We start from the raw sequence: 17,055 nt of genomic DNA on the forward strand, positions 1-17,055 counted from the left end.
GTCAGGCGCCGCAGCAGTTGACGGCGGCGCGGCTTCGCTCCCGGCTCTCGGCCAGGTCGAGCAGCAGGGCGGCGGCGTCCGCGCGTGTCAGGGCCCGCGGGCGCGGCAGCAGGTCCGGGGTGCAGACGGTGCGGCCGGCCGGCGGCTTGTCGGTCAGCCGGTTGAGCCGGGCGACCGTCCAGTCCAGGCCGGTGGCCCGGACCTGCGCCTCCATCGCGCGCACGTCCGCGTAGGAGGTGGCGAACAGCCGGTTGAGCAGCCAGATCGCCACACGGGGACGGTCACCGACGATCGGGTAGGCGCTGGTGACGACCAGCCTGCGCACCCCGCCCGCCGCCATGGCCGTGGTGACCGCGCGCAGCACCTCCTCGGCCCGGTGCGGGTCCGCCCGATCGCCGCCGTTGACGATGGCGATCACCGCGTCGGCGCCGTCGATCACCTCGCCGGCGACGCGGGGATCGCGCCCGTCGCCGGTGACCGTCCGGCGCACCGGCACGCCGGCGGGCAGCGCGCCCGGCCTGCGGGTGGACGCCGTGATCTCGTGACCCCGCCGGGCGGCCTCGGCGAGCAGGTGAGCACCGGTCCGGCTGGTGGCCCCCACCACGGCGATCCTCATGGCGCGGCCTTCCCGTCGAGGTGGTGGAGCAGGGCGAGGAGATGGGAGCGCAGGTCGGCCACCTGGCCGGCGTCGAGCGGGGACAGGTGCTCCCGCTCCAGGTCGAGCACGGCCCGGCGGCCTGCGGCGACGGCCTCCGCGCCACGGGCGGTGAGGGTCAGCTGGAGGGCGCGGGTGTCGCCGGGATGGCCGGCGCGTTCGAGCAGCCCGGCCTGTTCCAGGGCGCGGACGAGCTTGGAGACGTGCATCGGCTCCAGCCCGGCGAAGTCGGCGAGCTGCCGTTGCGAGGGCTGCCGCCCGCCCTGCGACAGGCCGTACAGCGAGGCCAGCACGGCGTACTGGGTGTTGGTCAGGCCGTGCGGCTCCAGCGCCCGGTCGAGCGCGGCACGCATGCGCACCGCGACCTGCCAGACGAGCCAACCGGTCGAGGGTGTGGCTTCCATGACTCGATAGTAAACACAGATATTATAAACTTGGCAACTGTCCTCTGGAGGTTATCCGTAACGAACGCGGCGGGTTGCCACGATGATGTGGAGGCCGGGCTTCACTAGCTTCGACGGGTGCTCAAAACTGCCCTCATCGCCATGTTTCTCGCCCTGACCCCGAACGTTTCCACGTCGGTCGACGCCTATGTCGAGCAGTACCGCGCGGCCACGGGCCTGCCCGGGGTCGCGGTGGCGATCACCAAGGGGAACGAGATCGTCCACGCGCGCGGATACGGCCGTACCGCCGAGGGCGAGCCCGTCACGGCCGCGACCCCCATGGCGGTGGCCTCGGTCAGCAAGTCCTTCACCGCCCTGGCCGTCATGCGCCTGGCCGACGAGGGCAAGGTCGCCCTCGACCAGCCCGTGCGCCGCTACCTGCCCGAGTTCACGATGGCCGACCCGCGCGCCGCGAAGATCACCGTGCGGCAACTGCTCGACCAGACCTCGGGGATGGCCGACTCGGCCTTCCGCGAGAAGAGCCTGCCGCAGCCGGAAACGCTGCGGGGCGCCGTCGCCCGGCTCAGGACGGCCGAGCTCGCCACGGACCCCGGCACCGCCTACAGCTACCACAACACCAACTCCCAGGTCGCCGCGCGGCTCGTCGAAGTGGTCAGCGGCCGGCCCTTCGCGGCCTACCTCGACACGTACGTGTTCGAGCCCCTCGGCATGGACCACAGCACGACCATCGACACCGAGCGTGACCTGCCCGGCAGCGCCGGCGGCCATCTGTACGCCCTCGGCCGGGCCGTCGCCCTGCCCGAACCCGCCGGGTTCGGGAACGGCTCGGGCGGGGTGATCAGCACCGCCGGCGACATGGCCAGATGGCTCATCGCGCAGAACGCCGGCCTGCCGGGCCTGCTGTCCCCGCAGGCCGTCCGGGAGATGCGCACCCCGTCGAAGCCGAACGAGGACTACGCGCTCGGCTGGCAGATCAGCGAGACCGGACGCGGCACCCCCGTGCTGGAGCACGGCGGTGACCTGTTCACCTCCACCGCCCACCAGTTGCTGATGCCGGACTCCGGCTACGGCGTCGCCGTCATGGCCAACACCGGCATGGCCTTCTCCGACGCGCACACCCTCATGACCGGCATCGTCGCCATCATCGAAGGCGGCACCCCGGAGCAGCCCGGCGTGGGGTCCACGGTGCTCACCGACGCGCTGTTCGTCCTGCTCACCCTGGTGACCGTCGCGCTCGCCGCGCGTGGCGTCGTACGGGCCCCGCGGTGGGCCGCGCGCCGCACCGGACGGCGGCTGTGGCGGGCGGCGCCCTACCTGGCGCCGCTCGTGCTGTGCCTGACCATCGCGCCGATCCACCGGGTGCTGGCGCGCGGGCGCGATGCGGCCTGGATCCAGCTCGCCTACCTCTACCCGACGTTCATGCTCTGGCTGGTGACGGCCGCAGCCGCCGGCCTCCTGGTGGTCGCCGCACGCCTCTGGGGCGCCGTGCGTCAAAAGCGGAACGAAAGCGCGCCCGCGTAGCGTCCGGGACATTCGATCTCGCTCGATCTGGGGGTATTTTCATGAAGCCGACGATCAGACGCATCGCCGCGGGGGCCGCCGTGAGCGCGGTGATGCTGGCGGCGCTGTCCGTCCCCGCCGCCGCCGAACCGAACCCGAGCGGCTGCCCGAAGGGCAACTTCTGCCTCTGGTACGAGGGGCAGGACAAGCCGTTCTGGTCCAGTGCCGGCAACATGACCGAACCGGTCGGCACGTGGAACGGGGACACCGACATCAGGGCGTTCAACAACGGCAACCCGCAGACGGGCGTCGACCACGTGCGCATCTACTGGCACTACAAGTACTTCGGCACGCCGGATCGCGGGGGCGAGACCCTGAAGGTCACGTGCCTGCACTACAACCCCGGCCCCGGCACGTACAAGACCACGATCGGCACCGGCTCGTCCGAGAAGGTGGTCCACATCCACAAGGCGGTCTGGGGGCCTGAGTGCTGACCCGCTGATCCCGCCCATGCGGCGCCGAGGCGTAGCCTGAAGGTCGCACGATGTCACAAATCGGTCGGCTCGCTCGTCTTGTTGTAGGGGATTCATGGTTCCCCGGATCGGAAGGGAACTGCGATGACACGAGCGACGGAATTCGAGGAACTGCGGCCGCTGCTGTTCTCGATCTCGTACCGGATCCTGGGCAGCGTGACCGAGGCCGAGGACGCCGTCCAGGAGACCTGGCTGCGTTTCGAGACCTCCACCACCCGGCCCACGTCGACCAAGGCCTTCCTCTCCGCGACGATCACCAGGATCTCGATCGACGTGCTGCGCTCGGCCCGGATGAGCCGTGAGGAGTACATCGGCGACTGGTTCCCCGAGCCGCTGCTCACCGATCCCTACGAGGACCCGGAACGTTCCGTGGAGCTGGCCGACTCGGTGTCGATGGCGGCGCTGCTGCTGCTGGAGCGGCTCAGCCCGCTCGAACGCGCGGTCTTCGTGCTCCGGGAGGTGTTCCGGTTCGACTTCGCGGAGGTCGCCTCGGCGGTGGGCCGCTCGGAGGCGGCCTGCCGCCAGCTCGCGTCCCGGGCCCGCCGCCACATGCAGGACGGCCGGCCCCGGTTCGAGGCCGACCGCAGGAAGCGCGAGGAGCTCGCCGGGCGGTTCTTCCAGGCGCTCCAGAAGGGCGACGTCGACAGGCTGCGCGAGCTGCTGTCCGCCGACGCCCTCCTGGTCAACGACGACGGCGGCAAGATCGGCGGCAAGTTCCCCGTCTGCGGCGCCGAGAAGGTCGTCCAGCTCCTGGCCACCGCCGTGCACCCGTTCGCCTTGGTCGGCGCGGTGCTGGAGACGCACGAGGTCAACGGCCAGCCGGGGGCGATCCTCCGCGACCGCGAGGGCAACGTCATCAACGCCTGGGCGCTCGACATCCTCGACGGGCGTATCCAGACCATCCGTTCGGTGATGAACCCCGACAAGCTCGGGCACCTGGGCCCCGTCGCGGACGTATGGGCGGTCGTCCGCGAGAAGAACCGGGCCCGCCGCCGGCAGGCCTGACCCTCGAACCGGCGGCCAGGCCCACGGCGGTGACGCCGTGGGCCTGGCCTTTTCCGTGGGACATGGACCTTCAGCGGGTCAGGGACCGGTCGCGCTCCTCGTCCAGGGCGACCTTCTCCCCGCCGTACGCGGCGGACATCCGGACCCGCAGCCTGCCGAGCGGACCGCGCATGCGGGCGGGCGGGACGGCGGAGCCGTTGGGCGCGCTGAGCACCGGCACGGCCTCCTTGCCACGCAGGTGCGCCTCGATGTCCTCGTCCAGCGGCACGTGCGCTTCGGTGAACGCGCCGCCGGGCAGACGCTTGATCACGCCGGTGGGCACACCGTGCCCGACGAGTTCGGCGTCGGAGCGCTGCAGGCCGAGGCAGATCCGGTAGGTGATGACGTAGGCCAGCACCGGCCCGGCGATCACCAGGACGCGCCCGGCGTAAGTGGTGGTGTTCAGGCTGATGTGGAAGGTGGCGGCCAGCTCGTCGTTGGCCCCCAGCAGCCACAGCACGCCGTAGAAGACGACGGTGGTCATGCCGATCGAGGTGCGGTGCGGGTTGTTGCGCGGACGCTCCAGGACGTGGTGCTCACGCTTGTCGCCGGTGATCCACCGTTCGACGAACGGGTAGAGCACCATTCCGGTGAGGACGACGCCCAGCGGCACCAGCGCCGGGATGACCACGCTCAACGGCACCGTGCCCGATTCGGCGGTGCCGAAGAGGTTGACCTCCCAGGCGGGCATCAGGCGCAGCGCCCCCTCCAGGAAGCCCAGGTAGAAGTCGGGCTGGGAGCCGGCCGAGATGTCGGCCGGGCTGTAGGGGCCGTACAGCCACACGGGGTTGATCTGCGCGAAGGTGGCCAGCCCGGCCACCGCGGCCAGCGTGAACAGGAAGAACGCGCTGGTCTTGGCCATGAACGACGGGTAGAGCGGGGCGCCCATCACGTTCGTGCGCGTACGTCCCTTGCCTGGCATCTGGGTGTGCTTCTGCACCCACATCAGCACCAGGTGCACCGAGATCAGCGCCAGCAGCGCCCCCGGGATCAGCAGGACGTGCAGCGAGTAGAACCGGGAGACGACGTCCTCGCCCGGATACTCCCCGCCGAACAGCAGGAAGGTCGCGAACGTGCCGACCAGCGGCAGCGACATGAGCACGCCCTCGGTCACCCGCAGGCCGGCCCCCGACAGCAGGTCGTCCGGCAGCGAGTAGCCCGTCAGCCCCGCCAGCAGGGCCAGCGCGAGCATCGTGACGCCGATGATCCAGGTGAGCTCGCGCGGCTTGCGGTAGGCGCCGGTGAAGAACACCCGCAGCGCGTGCACCATCATGCCGCCGATGAACAGCAGCGCCGACCAGTGGTGGATCTGCCTGATGAGCAGCCCGCCGCGCACGTCGAAGCTGATCTCCAGCGTCGAGGCGTACGCCTGCGACATCTGCACGCCCTTCAGCGGCGCGTAGACGCCGTCGTAGACCACGTGGCCCATGCTCGGCTTGAACCAGAACGTCAGGAACGTGCCGGTGAGCAGCAGGATGACGAACGAGTAGAGCGCGATCTCGCCCAGCAGGAAGGACCAGTGATCGGGGAAGATCTTGCGTAGGTTGCGGTTCAGGAAACGGGCCGCTCCGAGGCGGTCGTCCAGGAACGATGATGTCCGGGCAATGCTGCCGGGGACCGCCTTCGGTCCGGTTTGCATGGGTGCGACTCCCTCTCTGTCCGCGTTCCCCACTAAGACGCCTGAAAGCGGTGGATTGTGACATTGCCGACGTCTCGGGCAGCGGACGGCATGTCACAACTGGTGAGGGTCAAGCGTCTTATGTGTGACTGACGCACGTCCGAACCACGGCGAGGTGAACCATGGCGACGCCCTCACACATCGGCCCCGGCTCCTGGCGAATCGTCCTGGAGGCGACCGAGGCGACGCTGACCACGAGCACGCGCAAGGGCCCCAGGCTCCTGTTCGCGCTGCCGCGCCTCGACGGCGCCTTCTACCTGCGACCCCACGCGGGTCTCGCGGGATTCGCGCTGCAGCTCCCCCTGCCGTCGCGCCGCGCCGAGCCGCCGGTGCTGCACTGGGAGTCGGCGGAGCTCGATCGCGACGGGCACGCCTGGCTGCGGTTCGGACGTCAGGAGGTGCGCTCGCCCGTCTCGGTCCTGTGCGCCGAGATCCCCGGTGAGCGCCCCTACGTGAAGATCGTCCTGGAGACGGTCTTCTCACCGTCGAGCCTGCGGCTGCCCGCCTGGTTCCTGCCACGGCCGGTGACGTTGCGGCTGTTCACCGAGATCCGCCCGGAGTGGTGAGACCACTCCCGGCCTGTCATCCAGAAAGAAACGGAAACACATCATGAGCAAGGTTTGGTTCGTCACCGGTTCGTCCCGCGGCCTGGGCCGCAACTTCGTCGAGGCGGCCCTGTCCCGCGGCGACCGGGTGGCCGCGACCGCCAGGAACACCGCCGGCTTCGACGACCTGGTCGCCGCCTACGGCGACGCGGTGCTCCCGCTGGAGATGGACGTCACCGACAAGGCCGCCGTCTTCGAGAGCGTCAAGCGGGCCGCCGAGCACTTCGGCCGCCTGGACGTCGTCGTGAACAACGCCGGCTACGCCCAGGTCGGCGCGATCGAGGAGTTGACCGAGCAGCAGCTGCGCGACCAGATGGAGACGAACGTGTTCGGCGCCGTCTGGGTGGTCCAGGCCGCGCTGCCCTACCTGCGTGAGCAGGGAGCCGGGCACATCATCCAGCTGTCCTCGGCCGCGGGCCTCATCGCGATGCCCCTCGGCGGCGCCTACCACGCCTCCAAGTGGGCTCTGGAGGGCCTGAACGAGGCCCTCGCCGGCGAGGTCGCCGAGTTCGGCGTCAAGGTGACCATCATCGAGCCCGGCGGCTTCGCCACCCGCTCCGGCAAGAACCCCGACCCGCTCAACAACGGCTTCATGGCCGAGCCCGACCCGGCCTACGACGGCCTGCGCCGGCGGCTCGGCGCGATGGCCGGCAAGCAGCCCGCCGGCGACCCGGCCGCGGCTGCCCAGGCGCTGCTCAAGCTGGTGGACTCCGACAACCCGCCGCTGCGGGTGCTCTTCGGCCAGGGCTTCTACCCGATGATCCAGAAGGCCTACGCCGACCGGCTCAAGACCTGGACCGACTGGCAGGACATCTCCAAGGAGGCGCACGGCAACCTCGGGCAGACCGCCTGAGCCACGTCCCGAACAGCTTTCGATCACCGAAAGGTCATCCATGACGAACAGCGTCGCCGACGAACTCGCCGATCTGGAGCTGCCGGTCGAGCGGGGCTGCCCGTTCGCCCCGCCCGACGCCTACGAGCGGTTGCGCGAGCAGGCGCCGATCAGCAAGGTCCGCCTGGTGAACGGCACCGAGGCATGGTGGGTGTCCGGGCACGAGGAGGCCCGCGCGATCCTCGCCGACCGCCGCTTCTCCTCCGACCGGCGCAAGGACGGCTTCCCGCTCTACAACCTCGACGCCGCGACCCTGCGGCAGCTCCGCGACCAGCCGCCGCTGATGCTCGGCATGGACGGCATGGAGCACGCGGCGGCCCGCCGCCCGGTGATCAGCGAGTTCACCGTGAAGCGGCTGGCCGCGCTGCGGCCGCAGGTGCAGGGCATCGTCGACCGGTTCGTGGACGACCTGCTCGCGACCGACGAGCGCCCGGTCGACCTCGTGCGGGCGTTGTCCCTGCCGGTCCCGTCGCTGGTGATCTGCGAGATGCTCGGCGTGCCCTACACCGACCACGACTTCTTCCAGAGTCGCACAGCCGTGGCGGTGCGGCGGGGCTCGTCGCCGGAGGAGCGCATGCGCGCCTTCGCCGAGCTGCGCGCCTACCTTGACGACCTGGTCACCCGCAAGGCGTCCGAGCCGGGTGACGACCTGTTCAGCCGGCAGATCGCCCGGCAGCGCGAGGAGGGCGGCGTCGACCACCAGGCCCTGGTGAGCCTGGCCTTCCTGCTGCTGACCGCCGGGCACGAGACCACCGCGAACATGATCTCGCTCGGCGTGCTCGCCCTGCTCAGCCACCCGGAGCAACTGGCTCTCATCAAGGCCGACCCGGGCAAGACGCCGATGGCCGTGGAGGAACTGCTGCGCTTCTTCGCCATCGCCGACGGGGTCACCGCCCGGGCGGCCACCGAGGACGTGGAGATCGGCGGGGCGAGCATCAAGGCCGGCGAGGGCGTCATCGTCTCCGGGCTGTCGGCCAGCTGGGACCCCTCCGTGTTCAAGAACCCGGGCGAACTGGACATCGAACGCGAGGCTCGCCATCACCTCGCCTTCGGGTTCGGCCCGCACCAGTGTCTCGGCCAGAACCTGGCCCGGATGGAGCTGCAGATCGTCTTCGACACGCTGTTCCGCCGCATCCCCACCCTGCGGCTCGCCGCCCCGGTCGACGACCTGCCGTTCAAGACGGACGCCATCATCTACGGCGCCGCCGAACTCCCGGTCACCTGGTGAGGGAGTGATCGGGAGCCCTCGGACAGGGCGAAGCCCGCGTCCCGGGGATGTCAAAGTGGCCGCGGCGGCTCCGACCTTCCCGTGACGGCAGCGGAGCGAAGGAGAGCCGGATGAGCAGAGTCGTGCTGGACGTGTCGGTGTCCCTGGACGGGTTCACGACCGGCCCGGACGTCGGTGAGGCGGAGCCGATGGGCATCGGCGGCGAACGACTGCACGAGTGGATGGGAGCGGGCGGGGCCGACGCCGGCGTCCGCGAAGCCGTGGACGCGTCGGTGGGAGCCGTCGTCATCGGACGGCGCACCTTCGACCTCGGCCTGCGCCCGTGGGACGGCACGCCCTGGCCCGGTGTGCCGAGTTTCGTGGTCACGCACCGGACCAGGGAGAACCTTCTCGCCGGCAACGGCGGGACGTTCGTCTTCGACGGGCTGGCGGCCGCTCCTCAGGGCGGGCCTGCTCGACGAGGTGCGCATCCACCTCGTCCCCGTGCTCCTGGGCGCGGGCACGCCGCTGTTCGCCGGCGAGCGGGCCGAGCTGGTCCCGGAGGGCGAGCCCGTCCAGGGGACGGTGACGCACCTGCGTTACCTCGTCGGCCGATGAGGCGTCACCACGCGATGGGGCCGAGGCGGTCGACGAAGATGCCGGTGGGCCCGTCGGGGCCGATCGTCGCGAGCCCGACGATCGAGTCGGTGCCCTCGGTGACGGTCAGCCGGCCGGTGTGGTTGTTCATGTCGGTGGCGGCGTAGGTGCGGTTCGCGACCTCTCCGGGCGTGGCGCAGTTGAACTTGATCTCGGGGAGCGCCTTGGCGTACCGGACGGTGATCATGTTCAGCGCCGTCTTGGACGTGCTGTAGGCGAGCTCGTGCAGCTTCGCGGAAGGCTGCTCAGGGTCCATCACCACCGCGAAGGAACCGACGGCGCTGGACACCATCACCACCCGCGGATGCTCGGCCGCCCGCAGCAGGGGCAGGAACGCGTGCGTGACCCTGATCGGCCCGTACACGTTGGTGTCGTAGACGGCGTGGATCTCGTCGGCCGTCGCGTCCGCCGGCGCGACCACGTTCCCGGGCGCGCCGGCGTTGTTGATCAGCACGTCCAGCCGGTCGGTGTGCTCCTTGACGAGCCGTACGGCGCCGGCCACCGACTCGTCGGAGGTCACGTCCAGCGGGACCATGACCACGTTGGCGCCTCCGGCCGTCAGCTTGCCGGCGGCGGCCCGTCCCCGGCCTTCGTCACGCGAGCCGAGGAAGATCGTCCACCCCAGTTCGCCGAGCCGCCGGGCGGCCTCGAAGCCGAGTCCCTTGTTGCCACCGGTGATCAACACCGACGTGGTACGGGCATCCATGGTGCACTCCTTTTACCGTTGTAGCTGGTCGAGCATGAGATGCCGGCGGCCCGGCCCCTGTGACAGGCCCGCCCGTATGACGTACGCCACACGCTGCGGTGTCACAAAGTCGCAGGGCCGGGCATCTTGTGGACGAGGCACTCGAATGCGAACAGACAGGAGTTATCCATGGCAGGCGTCGCGGACCACCCGGATCTCGCCACCGAGGTGTTCGTCGCCCACCGCAACCTGCTGTTCACGGTCGCCTACGAGATGCTCGGCTCGGCCGCCGACGCCGAGGACGTCCTGCAGGAGACCTGGCTGCGCTGGTCGGGCGTGGACCTCGACGGCGTGCTCGACCACCGCGCGTACCTGGTCAAGATCACCACCCGGCAGGCGCTCATGCGGCTGCGCGCGCTCGGCCGCCGCAAGGAGTCCTACGTCGGCCCCTGGTTGCCCGAGCCGCTGCTGACCGCGCCGGACGTGGCCGAGGACGTCGAGCTGGCCGAGAGCGTGTCGATGGCGATGCTGCTGGTGCTGGAGACGCTGACGCCGACCGAGCGGGCGGTGTTCGTGCTGCGCGAGGTGTTCGACCTGCACTACGACGAGATCGCCGACGCCGTCGGGAAGAGCTCCGCCGCGGTCCGCCAGATCGCCCACCGGGCGCGTTCCCACGTCGCCGCGCGCCGGCCTCGCGGGGTCACCTCCCCGGCCGAGACCCGGGGCGCGCTCGCGGCGTTCCAGCGGGCGGTCGAAACGGGCGATCTGCAGGGCCTGCTCGACATCCTCGCCCCCGACGTCGTCGCTCTGAGCGACGGCGGCGGGGTGAAGCAGGCCATGCCGCGGCCCGTCGAGGGGGCAGCCAGGCTGGGCCGCCGGCTCGTCAACGCCCTGACCAGATTCGGCGCCGCGATGTCGCTGGAGCCGGCGCAGATCAACGGCGGTCCCGCGCTGCTCGTGCGGCTCGACGGCGAGCTCGACGGCGTCCTGGCCGTCCAGGTCGAGGACGGCCTGATCACCAGCCTCTACTACGTGCGCAACCCCGAGAAGCTGTCGCGCGTGCAGCGGGAGACCGCCATGGGCCACTGACGCGCACGTACGGCCACCCTGCCCCGAAGCGCCTAGACGATCTCAAGGTTGGCCATCATGCCCATGTCCTCGTGTTCGGCGTTGTGGCAGTGGAACAGGTATCGGCCTCGGTAGCCGTCGAAACGGGTGATGATCTCCGCCGCTTCGCCCGGCCGCAGGGAGATGGTGTCCTTGAGGCCGGCGTCGTGGGGCAGCGGCGGGCGGCCGCTGCGCGAGAGCACTCGGAAGCCGACCAGGTGCAGGTGGATGGGATGGTGGACGTCGGCGATCAGCCGCCACACCTCGACGTCGCCGAACCTGGCGGTGACGTCGGTGCGGGCGGGGTCGAACGGCAGCCCGCCGATCAGCCAGCCGTGACCGCCGTGCATGCGCCCGGTGCGGAAGGAGAAGTCGCGCACCCGGACGGCGTCCGAGCGGCGCCAGTCAGGCAGATCGGACGACAGCACACGCGGGACGCGGCTGTCGTCGGTGACCTTGCGCCCCACTCGGAAGGCCATCACGTCGCGGGCGCGCCCGGAGCCGATCCGGTTCAGGAGCCTGACGCGGCCGCCGACCGGGACGCCGGAGAAGTCGACGATCACGTCGTATCGCTCGGCGGGCGCGATCGGCAGCAGCCGGTGGGTGACCGGCGCGGCGAGCAGCCCCTGGTCCGCGCCGACCTGGACGAGATCGAGCCGGCGGCCGTCGTCGGTGACCGCTTCGAGCTCGTAGTGCCGGGCGTTGGAGGCGTTGAGGACGCGCAGCCGGTAGCGGGCCGCGTCGACCTCGTGCACGGGCCACGGCGCACCGTTGACCAGGATCACGTCCCCGAGGACCCCGGCGAGATAGGGCTCGCGCACGCCCGGCCGCTCCCTCAGGGCGGGGTCGAGCGCCGGGTAGTCGAGGCCGCCGTCGGCGGCGAACGCCCGATCGGCGATCATCAGCGGCAGTTCGCGCGGCCCCGAGGGCAGGCCGAGCTCGTCCTCGGCGTCGTCGCGGACGATGTGCAGCCCGGCCAGGCCGCGCCAGATCGCCGGGGCGGTGAAGTCCATCCGGTGGTCGTGGTACCACAGCAGCGTCGGCCGCTGGTCCAGGGGGAAGGTGTAGTCGCGCGTCAGCCTGCTCACCAACGCCCGCGGATCGTGCATGCCGTGCCCTCCCGCGTGTGCGGCGGTCTCCGGCCAGCCTTCGGGCAGCACGAGGTCGGTCGGGTAGCCGTCGGAGGCCGCCGGGGTCCGGCCGCCGTGCAGGTGGACGACGGTCGGCAGGGGCAGTTCGTTGCGGTGCGTCACCGTGACCGGGCGGCCCCGGCGCGACTCGATCGTCGGCCCGGGGAAGGTGCCCTCGTACGTCCACAACGGCGTCCTGACGCCGGGCAGGATCTCCGCGCTCGCCTCACGCTGGGTGATCTCGTAACGGTCGGCGCCACCCGAGGTGCCGACCGGCTTCAGCACGGACGGGATCGGCAGCGGCACCCGGAACGGCGGCGGCAGCGGCAGGGCGCTGCGCAGCTCGGCACCCGTGACCGGCGGCCGCCGGGCCAGCGCGGCCGAGGCCGACAGCCCGGTGGCCGCCACCAGCCCGAGCGCCCCGCCGATGCCCAGCACCCGCCGCCTGCTCATGCCACGCTCACGCATCGCGGGCCTCCCCGCGCACGACGGGCCGGCGCCAGACGGCGACGAACTGCACGACGAGCGCGGCGACGGTCATCACGCCCAGCGGTACGTGCAGCCACAACGCGCCGTCCAGGCCGGCGAAATACTGCACCGTCTCGGCCGCCACCACCGCCGCCGTGCCCAGGAACGGCCAGACCTGACGCAACCGTACCCAGACCACGATCGCCACGATGAGCTGCGAATAGCCGATCGAGGTGACCACGTCGGCGCCGACGGCGTGCCAGTGCAGGCTGTCGTAGTCGCCGGTCAGATACACCCCGGCGAACACCGGCTGGCCGACGATCGCCACCAGGTGGGCGCTGACCACGGCCCGCAGCGTCCACCCCGAAGGTCTCGTCGCAGGCGTGGCCACGATCCCTGCTAGCTCAGTCTTCATTGCCGTGACATTATGGCTTCAAGGTTATCTTGTCTAAGATTTATATTGCTATGACGTTATGCTCATGGAGGCATGATGGAGCTGAACTCGCTCAGGCAGTTCCTGGTGGTGGCCCGGCTGGAGCACCTCAGCCGGGCGGCGGACGAGCTTCATGTCGCCCAGCCGTCGCTGAGCCGTACCATCAACCGGCTGGAGACCGAGCTCGGCACGCCGCTGTTCGACCGGAGCGGCCGGCTCCGGCTGAACGACCTGGGCAAGCTCTTCCGCGATCACGTCGAGCGTTCCCTCGGCGAGCTCGACGCGGGCCGGCGCGCCGTCGCCGAGGCGGCCGGCGAGGGCCTGGGCGCCGTGCGCCTGGCCTCGGAGACCTTCCTCACCCTCACCGGCCCGCTGGCGGCCTACAAGCGAGCCCATCCCGCCGTCGAGATCCAGCTCCACTGGTCGCCGGCCGAGGACATGGCCCGCCGCCTGCGGGCCCAGGACGTCGACCTGTGTGTCGCCTCGCAGCCGATCCACGCCGACGGCCTGGAGTCCGTCCAGTTGTTCGAGGAGGCCGTGGGGGTGGGCACGCCACTCGATCACCCGCTGGCGGGCCGTACTTCCGTCAGCATCGACGAGCTCGCCGGCCAGCCCTTCGTCACCGCCCGCAAGGGGCACTGGATACGCCGGCTGCATGATCGGCTCTTCGCCGCGAGGGGCCTCACACCGAAGATCGTCTGCGAGAGCGACGAACCCACCGCCATCGCGAGCCTGATCAGCGCCGGGCTCGGCATCGGTCTGGTCCCCGCCTTCGCCCGCCGCGGCACCGCCCGCGTCCCCGGCGCCTGGATCGCCGTCGACAGCCCCGACTGCCGCCGCACGGTCACCCTGTACTGGGGTGCCGGCAGCCACCTGACCCCGGCCGCCCGCCTGATGCGCACCACGATCACCGGCTGGGACTGGAGCGCCGGCTCCGACCTCACAGCCCTCCCGCCCACGCTCGGCTCGCCGTCCTCGGCAGCGGCTCCACCCGGCGCCTGAAGGGGACGCCCGGGAAGTCGCCGAAGGGCCTCGTTCCGGCGGGACTAGCGGTTGTAGAGCCTTCGCGCCCACAGGTAGCCGATCGCCGCGATGACCGCGCTCCAGGCGACCGCCTGCGCCAGGCTGGAGCCGGCCGGGCGGCCGTCGAGCAGGGCGCGCAGGGTCTCGATGACGGGGGTGAACGGCTGGTTCTCGGCGAACCACCGCAGCCCGGCCGGCATCGACTCGGTCGGGACGAAGCCGCTGCCCAGGAAGGGCAGCATCATCAGCGGCATCGGCAGGTTGCTGGCCGTGGCGACGCTCTTGGAGACCAGGGCGAGCGCGACCGACAGCCAGGTGATGGCGAAGGTGAACAGGGCCAGCACGCCGGCCACGCCGAGCCAGTCCAGCGGAGAGGCGGCCGGGCGGAAGCCGATCAGCAGGGCCGCCAGCGTCGCCACCGCGATCGCGATGAACGTCTGCACCATCGCGCCGAGCACGTGCCCGGTGAGGACCGAGACGCGGGCGATGGCCATGGTCTTGAACCTGGCGATGATGCCCTCGGTCATGTCGGTGGCCACCGAGATCGCGGTGCCCTGGGCGGCGGTCGCGACGGTCATGATCATGATGCCGGGGGTGAGGTAACCGACGTAGGCGGCGCGGTCGCCGCCGAGGCCCGCGCCCATGGTGCCGCCCAGGACGTAGACGAACAGCAGCAGGAACACCACGGGGAGGGCGGCGAACATGATGATCAGCGACGGGTAGCGCCAGATGTGCCTGACCTGGCGGCGCAGCATCGTCGCCGAGTCGGTGATCGCTCTCATCGGGAGGGCTCCTTGGTCAGGGTGAGGAAGACGTCGTCCAGGTCGGGGCCGTGCACGGTGAGCTCGGCTACCTCGACGGCCTGGCTGTCCAGCCGTTCCAGAAGGTTCTTCAGCGTCCTGACGCCGCCCGTGCCGGGGATCTGGACGGTCAGCGTCGCGTCGTTGCGCGAGGTGGCGCCGACGTGCGGGGCCGCCCTGCGATAGCCGTCGGCGTCGGCGAAGCGCACGGAGATGTGGCCGCCGGGGACCAGCCGCTTGAGCTCCTGCGGGGTGCCCTCGGCCACCAGTTCGCCCTGGCTGAGCAGGGCGATGCGGTCGGCGAGTTCGTCGGCCTCCTCCAGGTACTGGGTCGTCAGGAAGATGGTCACGCCGTCCTGCTCGACCAGGTCCCTGACGATCTGCCACATGGTGCGGCGGCTGCGCGGATCCAGTCCGGTGGTCGGCTCGTCGAGGAAGATGAGCCTGGGGGTGCCGACCATGGTCATGGCGAGGTCGAGCCGGCGGCGCATGCCACCCGAGTAGGCGGCGGCCGGCTTGCGCGCGGCGTCGGTGAGGTCGAAGCGCTCCAGCAGTTCGCGGATGCGCGCGCGGCCCGCCGTTCGGCCGAGGTGGAGCAGGTCGGCCATGAGCCGCAGGTTCTCCTCGCCGGTGAGCAGGGAGTCCACGGCGGAGAACTGGCCGGTGACGCCGATCGCGGCGCGTACCTTGTCGGGCTCCTCGGCCAGGTCGTGCCCGGCCACCCGGATCTCGCCGGCGTCGGCCTTGACCAGGGTGGACAGGATCTGCACGGTGGTCGTCTTGCCGGCGCCGTTGGGGCCGAGCAGGGAGAAGACCGTGCCCTGCGGGATGGTGAGGTCGATGCCGTCCAGGACGCGGTGCGAGCCGTACGACTTGCGCAGGCCGGTCACGGAGATGGCGGGGTTCGTGCCGGTCGGCATCGCGCTCAACCCCGGTCCCAGGTGACGGGCAGGGCGGTCACGCCGTAGACCAGCGTGGGGTCGGTGCGCAGCGGCACCTCGTCCGCCGGTACGGCGAGCCGCAGCGTCGGGAACCGGGCGAGCAGCGCGGGGAAGGCGACGCGCATCTCGACGCGGGCCAGTTGCTGGCCGAGGCACTGGTGGATGCCGTGGCCGAAGGCCAGGTGCCCGGTGGCCGAGCGGCGCAGGTCGAGCGTGTCGGGGTCGGGGAACTTCGCCGGGTCCCGGTTGGCGGCGTTGACCGCGACGATGACCGTGTCGCCGGCCTTGAGCCGCCTGCCGCCGAGCTCGACGTCCTCCAGGACCCCGCGCATGCCGAGCGAGGCGATGGACAGGTAGCGCAGCAGCTCCTCCACGGACTTGTCGGCCAGGCCGGGGTCGTGGCGCAGGGCGGCGAGCTGCGCCGGGTTCCGCAGCAGGGCGAAGGTGCCGAGCGCGAGCATGTTGGCGGTGGTGTCGAGCCCGGCGCCGAGCAGGAAGGCGGCCACGCCGCCGAGTTCCTCGTCGGTCAGGTCACCCCCCGTGGCCAGGTCGCTGAGCAGGTCGTCGGTCGGCTCGGCGCGCTTGGCGACGGCGAGGTCGCGCAGGTACGCGCTGAGCTGGGCGAAGGCCTCGTACTGCGCCTGGGCGGCCTCGCCTTCCGACAGCGTCCGCGTCTGCTCCTGGAACCGCTCGCGGTCCTCGTACGGCACGCCGAGCAGCTCGCAGATCATGAGGGCGGGGACGGGCTGGGCGAAGATCTGGACGAGGTCGGCGGGCGGCCCCTGCCGCTCCATCGCGTCGAGCCGCTCGCGGGTGATCTCGGCGACCCGTTCGGTGAGCAGGTTCATCCGCCGGACGGTGAACTTGCCCATCAGCAGCTTGCGGAACCGGGTGTGCTGGGGCGCGTCCATGCCGCTCAGGTCGCCGGCGGGCGCGGGCGGCAGGTGCCCGCCCATCTGCGGGTGGTACTGGGTCTCGTAGCGGGAGCTGAAGCGCGGGTCGGCGAGGATCTGCCGGACCAGCGCGTAATCGGTGATCAGCCAGACGCCGGGAGCGCCTTCGGGCGCGGCCAGGCGGGCGACCGGCTGCCCGGCGCGCAGGGCGGTGACCTCGGGGGCCGGGTCGAAGGGACAGCCGGGCGCGCGGTCCAGGGACGGGGAGACCGTGTCGCGATAGTACGTGTTTGACATGTCATGAAAGCTACGTTGCCTTCAAAATAATTGTCAATCAACTGCCTAATGAAATAGCAGGTCAGCGCCGCAATATTGATGCGTTGACGATGGAGCTGAATGC

The 17,055-nt window shown here is 71.0% G+C and carries 18 protein-coding genes; 9 read left to right on the forward strand and 9 right to left on the reverse strand.

What is annotated here, in order from left to right; genetic code table 11:
* Position 1: 1 nt before the first annotated feature.
* Together ADY59_RS12185 and ADY59_RS12190 are read right to left on the reverse strand one after the other, a co-directional pair.
* Positions 2-616 carry an NAD(P)-dependent oxidoreductase gene (locus ADY59_RS12185; RefSeq protein ID WP_049561586.1) on the reverse strand — a complete coding sequence of 205 codons (615 nt, stop codon included), beginning with the start codon at positions 614-616 and terminating at the stop codon, positions 2-4.
* Positions 613-1,059: a MarR family winged helix-turn-helix transcriptional regulator gene (locus tag ADY59_RS12190; protein ID WP_049561589.1), complete on the reverse strand. Its 447-nt coding sequence runs from the start codon at positions 1,057-1,059 to the stop codon at positions 613-615. The genes ADY59_RS12185 and ADY59_RS12190 overlap by 4 nt, the downstream gene beginning before the upstream one ends.
* A gap of 117 nt (positions 1,060-1,176) precedes the next feature.
* On the opposite strand from ADY59_RS12190, the gene ADY59_RS12195 reads away from it, so the two are divergent.
* The 3 genes from ADY59_RS12195 (at position 1,177) to ADY59_RS12205 (ending at position 4,097) form a co-directional block, all read left to right on the forward strand.
* Positions 1,177-2,580, forward strand: a complete 1,404-nt coding sequence (locus ADY59_RS12195) for a serine hydrolase domain-containing protein (protein ID WP_063780639.1) — start codon at positions 1,177-1,179, stop codon at positions 2,578-2,580.
* Between the two features lie 41 nt (positions 2,581-2,621).
* On the forward strand, positions 2,622-3,053 hold the full coding sequence (locus ADY59_RS12200; protein ID WP_049561591.1) for a peptidase inhibitor family I36 protein: 432 nt from the start codon (positions 2,622-2,624) through the stop codon (positions 3,051-3,053).
* Positions 3,054-3,176: 123 nt separating this feature from the next.
* Positions 3,177-4,097, forward strand: coding sequence for an RNA polymerase sigma-70 factor (locus tag ADY59_RS12205; RefSeq protein WP_049561594.1), 921 nt, complete (start codon positions 3,177-3,179; stop codon positions 4,095-4,097).
* A 70-nt stretch (positions 4,098-4,167) separates the two neighbouring features.
* Here the strand turns inward: ADY59_RS12205 and qcrB are convergent, their stop codons facing one another.
* Positions 4,168-5,775 carry a cytochrome bc1 complex cytochrome b subunit gene (gene qcrB / locus ADY59_RS12210; RefSeq protein ID WP_049561596.1) on the reverse strand — a complete coding sequence of 536 codons (1,608 nt, stop codon included), beginning with the start codon at positions 5,773-5,775 and terminating at the stop codon, positions 4,168-4,170.
* A gap of 161 nt (positions 5,776-5,936) precedes the next feature.
* On the opposite strand from qcrB, the gene ADY59_RS12215 reads away from it, so the two are divergent.
* From ADY59_RS12215 to ADY59_RS53310, 4 genes are all read left to right on the forward strand, one after another.
* Positions 5,937-6,380, forward strand: coding sequence for a hypothetical protein (locus ADY59_RS12215; protein WP_049561599.1), 444 nt, complete (start codon positions 5,937-5,939; stop codon positions 6,378-6,380).
* 43 nt (positions 6,381-6,423) lie between these two features.
* The gene (locus tag ADY59_RS12220) at positions 6,424-7,272 is read left to right on the forward strand and encodes an SDR family NAD(P)-dependent oxidoreductase (protein WP_049561601.1); all 849 of its coding nucleotides are present in this window, start codon (positions 6,424-6,426) and stop codon (positions 7,270-7,272) included.
* A 40-nt stretch (positions 7,273-7,312) separates the two neighbouring features.
* Complete coding sequence (locus tag ADY59_RS12225; protein ID WP_049561603.1) at positions 7,313-8,539, forward strand: cytochrome P450; 1,227 nt, start codon at positions 7,313-7,315, stop codon at positions 8,537-8,539.
* A 345-nt stretch (positions 8,540-8,884) separates the two neighbouring features.
* The gene (locus ADY59_RS53310; protein ID WP_269433580.1) at positions 8,885-9,136 is read left to right on the forward strand and encodes a dihydrofolate reductase family protein; all 252 of its coding nucleotides are present in this window, start codon (positions 8,885-8,887) and stop codon (positions 9,134-9,136) included.
* Positions 9,137-9,140: 4 nt separating this feature from the next.
* Here the strand turns inward: ADY59_RS53310 and ADY59_RS12235 are convergent, their stop codons facing one another.
* On the reverse strand, positions 9,141-9,881 hold the full coding sequence (locus tag ADY59_RS12235; protein WP_049561605.1) for an SDR family oxidoreductase: 741 nt from the start codon (positions 9,879-9,881) through the stop codon (positions 9,141-9,143).
* Positions 9,882-10,049: 168 nt separating this feature from the next.
* On the opposite strand from ADY59_RS12235, the gene ADY59_RS12240 reads away from it, so the two are divergent.
* Positions 10,050-10,949, forward strand: a complete 900-nt coding sequence (locus tag ADY59_RS12240) for an RNA polymerase sigma-70 factor (protein ID WP_049561606.1) — start codon at positions 10,050-10,052, stop codon at positions 10,947-10,949.
* A gap of 32 nt (positions 10,950-10,981) precedes the next feature.
* Here the strand turns inward: ADY59_RS12240 and ADY59_RS12245 are convergent, their stop codons facing one another.
* Positions 10,982-12,565, reverse strand: coding sequence for a multicopper oxidase family protein (locus tag ADY59_RS12245; RefSeq protein WP_049561609.1), 1,584 nt, complete (start codon positions 12,563-12,565; stop codon positions 10,982-10,984).
* Entirely contained in the window at positions 12,558-12,980 is a 423-nt protein-coding gene (locus ADY59_RS12250) for a hypothetical protein (protein ID WP_063780640.1), read from the reverse strand. The genes ADY59_RS12245 and ADY59_RS12250 overlap by 8 nt, the downstream gene beginning before the upstream one ends.
* Before the next feature lie 72 nt (positions 12,981-13,052).
* On the opposite strand from ADY59_RS12250, the gene ADY59_RS12255 reads away from it, so the two are divergent.
* Complete coding sequence (locus ADY59_RS12255) at positions 13,053-14,000, forward strand: LysR family transcriptional regulator (RefSeq protein ID WP_231618675.1); 948 nt, start codon at positions 13,053-13,055, stop codon at positions 13,998-14,000.
* Between the two features lie 44 nt (positions 14,001-14,044).
* On the opposite strand, the gene ADY59_RS12260 is transcribed toward ADY59_RS12255, so the two are convergent.
* Genes ADY59_RS12260 through ADY59_RS12270 form a run of 3 tightly spaced genes read right to left on the reverse strand, consistent with a single transcriptional unit; the run spans position 14,045 to position 16,952 of the window.
* Entirely contained in the window at positions 14,045-14,803 is a 759-nt protein-coding gene (locus ADY59_RS12260) for an ABC transporter permease (RefSeq protein ID WP_049561612.1), read from the reverse strand.
* Entirely contained in the window at positions 14,800-15,741 is a 942-nt protein-coding gene (locus tag ADY59_RS12265; protein WP_049561615.1) for an ATP-binding cassette domain-containing protein, read from the reverse strand. Before ADY59_RS12265 ends, ADY59_RS12260 begins: the two co-directional genes overlap by 4 nt.
* A gap of 5 nt (positions 15,742-15,746) precedes the next feature.
* Positions 15,747-16,952, reverse strand: coding sequence for a cytochrome P450 (locus tag ADY59_RS12270; protein WP_049561616.1), 1,206 nt, complete (start codon positions 16,950-16,952; stop codon positions 15,747-15,749).
* Positions 16,953-17,055: the final 103 nt, after the last annotated feature.

This window comes from Nonomuraea sp. SBT364 (genome assembly GCF_001083785.1).
Classification (GTDB): domain Bacteria; phylum Actinomycetota; class Actinomycetes; order Streptosporangiales; family Streptosporangiaceae; genus Nonomuraea.

Coding starts and splice junctions, on each gene's coding strand:
- ADY59_RS12250 (WP_063780640.1), bottom strand. CDS start 12,980: ATGAAGACTGAGCTAGCAGGGATCGTGGCCACGCCTGCGACGAGACCT.
- ADY59_RS12265 (WP_049561615.1), bottom strand. CDS start 15,741: ATGCCGACCGGCACGAACCCCGCCATCTCCGTGACCGGCCTGCGCAAG.
- ADY59_RS12220 (WP_049561601.1), top strand. CDS start 6,424: ATGAGCAAGGTTTGGTTCGTCACCGGTTCGTCCCGCGGCCTGGGCCGC.
- ADY59_RS12185 (WP_049561586.1), bottom strand. CDS start 616: ATGAGGATCGCCGTGGTGGGGGCCACCAGCCGGACCGGTGCTCACCTG.
- ADY59_RS12190 (WP_049561589.1), bottom strand. CDS start 1,059: ATGGAAGCCACACCCTCGACCGGTTGGCTCGTCTGGCAGGTCGCGGTG.
- ADY59_RS12260 (WP_049561612.1), bottom strand. CDS start 14,803: ATGAGAGCGATCACCGACTCGGCGACGATGCTGCGCCGCCAGGTCAGG.
- qcrB (WP_049561596.1), bottom strand. CDS start 5,775: ATGCAAACCGGACCGAAGGCGGTCCCCGGCAGCATTGCCCGGACATCA.
- ADY59_RS12255 (WP_231618675.1), top strand. CDS start 13,053: ATGATGGAGCTGAACTCGCTCAGGCAGTTCCTGGTGGTGGCCCGGCTG.
- ADY59_RS12235 (WP_049561605.1), bottom strand. CDS start 9,881: ATGGATGCCCGTACCACGTCGGTGTTGATCACCGGTGGCAACAAGGGA.
- ADY59_RS12205 (WP_049561594.1), top strand. CDS start 3,177: ATGACACGAGCGACGGAATTCGAGGAACTGCGGCCGCTGCTGTTCTCG.
- ADY59_RS12225 (WP_049561603.1), top strand. CDS start 7,313: ATGACGAACAGCGTCGCCGACGAACTCGCCGATCTGGAGCTGCCGGTC.
- ADY59_RS12240 (WP_049561606.1), top strand. CDS start 10,050: ATGGCAGGCGTCGCGGACCACCCGGATCTCGCCACCGAGGTGTTCGTC.
- ADY59_RS12245 (WP_049561609.1), bottom strand. CDS start 12,565: ATGCGTGAGCGTGGCATGAGCAGGCGGCGGGTGCTGGGCATCGGCGGG.
- ADY59_RS12200 (WP_049561591.1), top strand. CDS start 2,622: ATGAAGCCGACGATCAGACGCATCGCCGCGGGGGCCGCCGTGAGCGCG.
- ADY59_RS12215 (WP_049561599.1), top strand. CDS start 5,937: ATGGCGACGCCCTCACACATCGGCCCCGGCTCCTGGCGAATCGTCCTG.
- ADY59_RS12270 (WP_049561616.1), bottom strand. CDS start 16,952: ATGTCAAACACGTACTATCGCGACACGGTCTCCCCGTCCCTGGACCGC.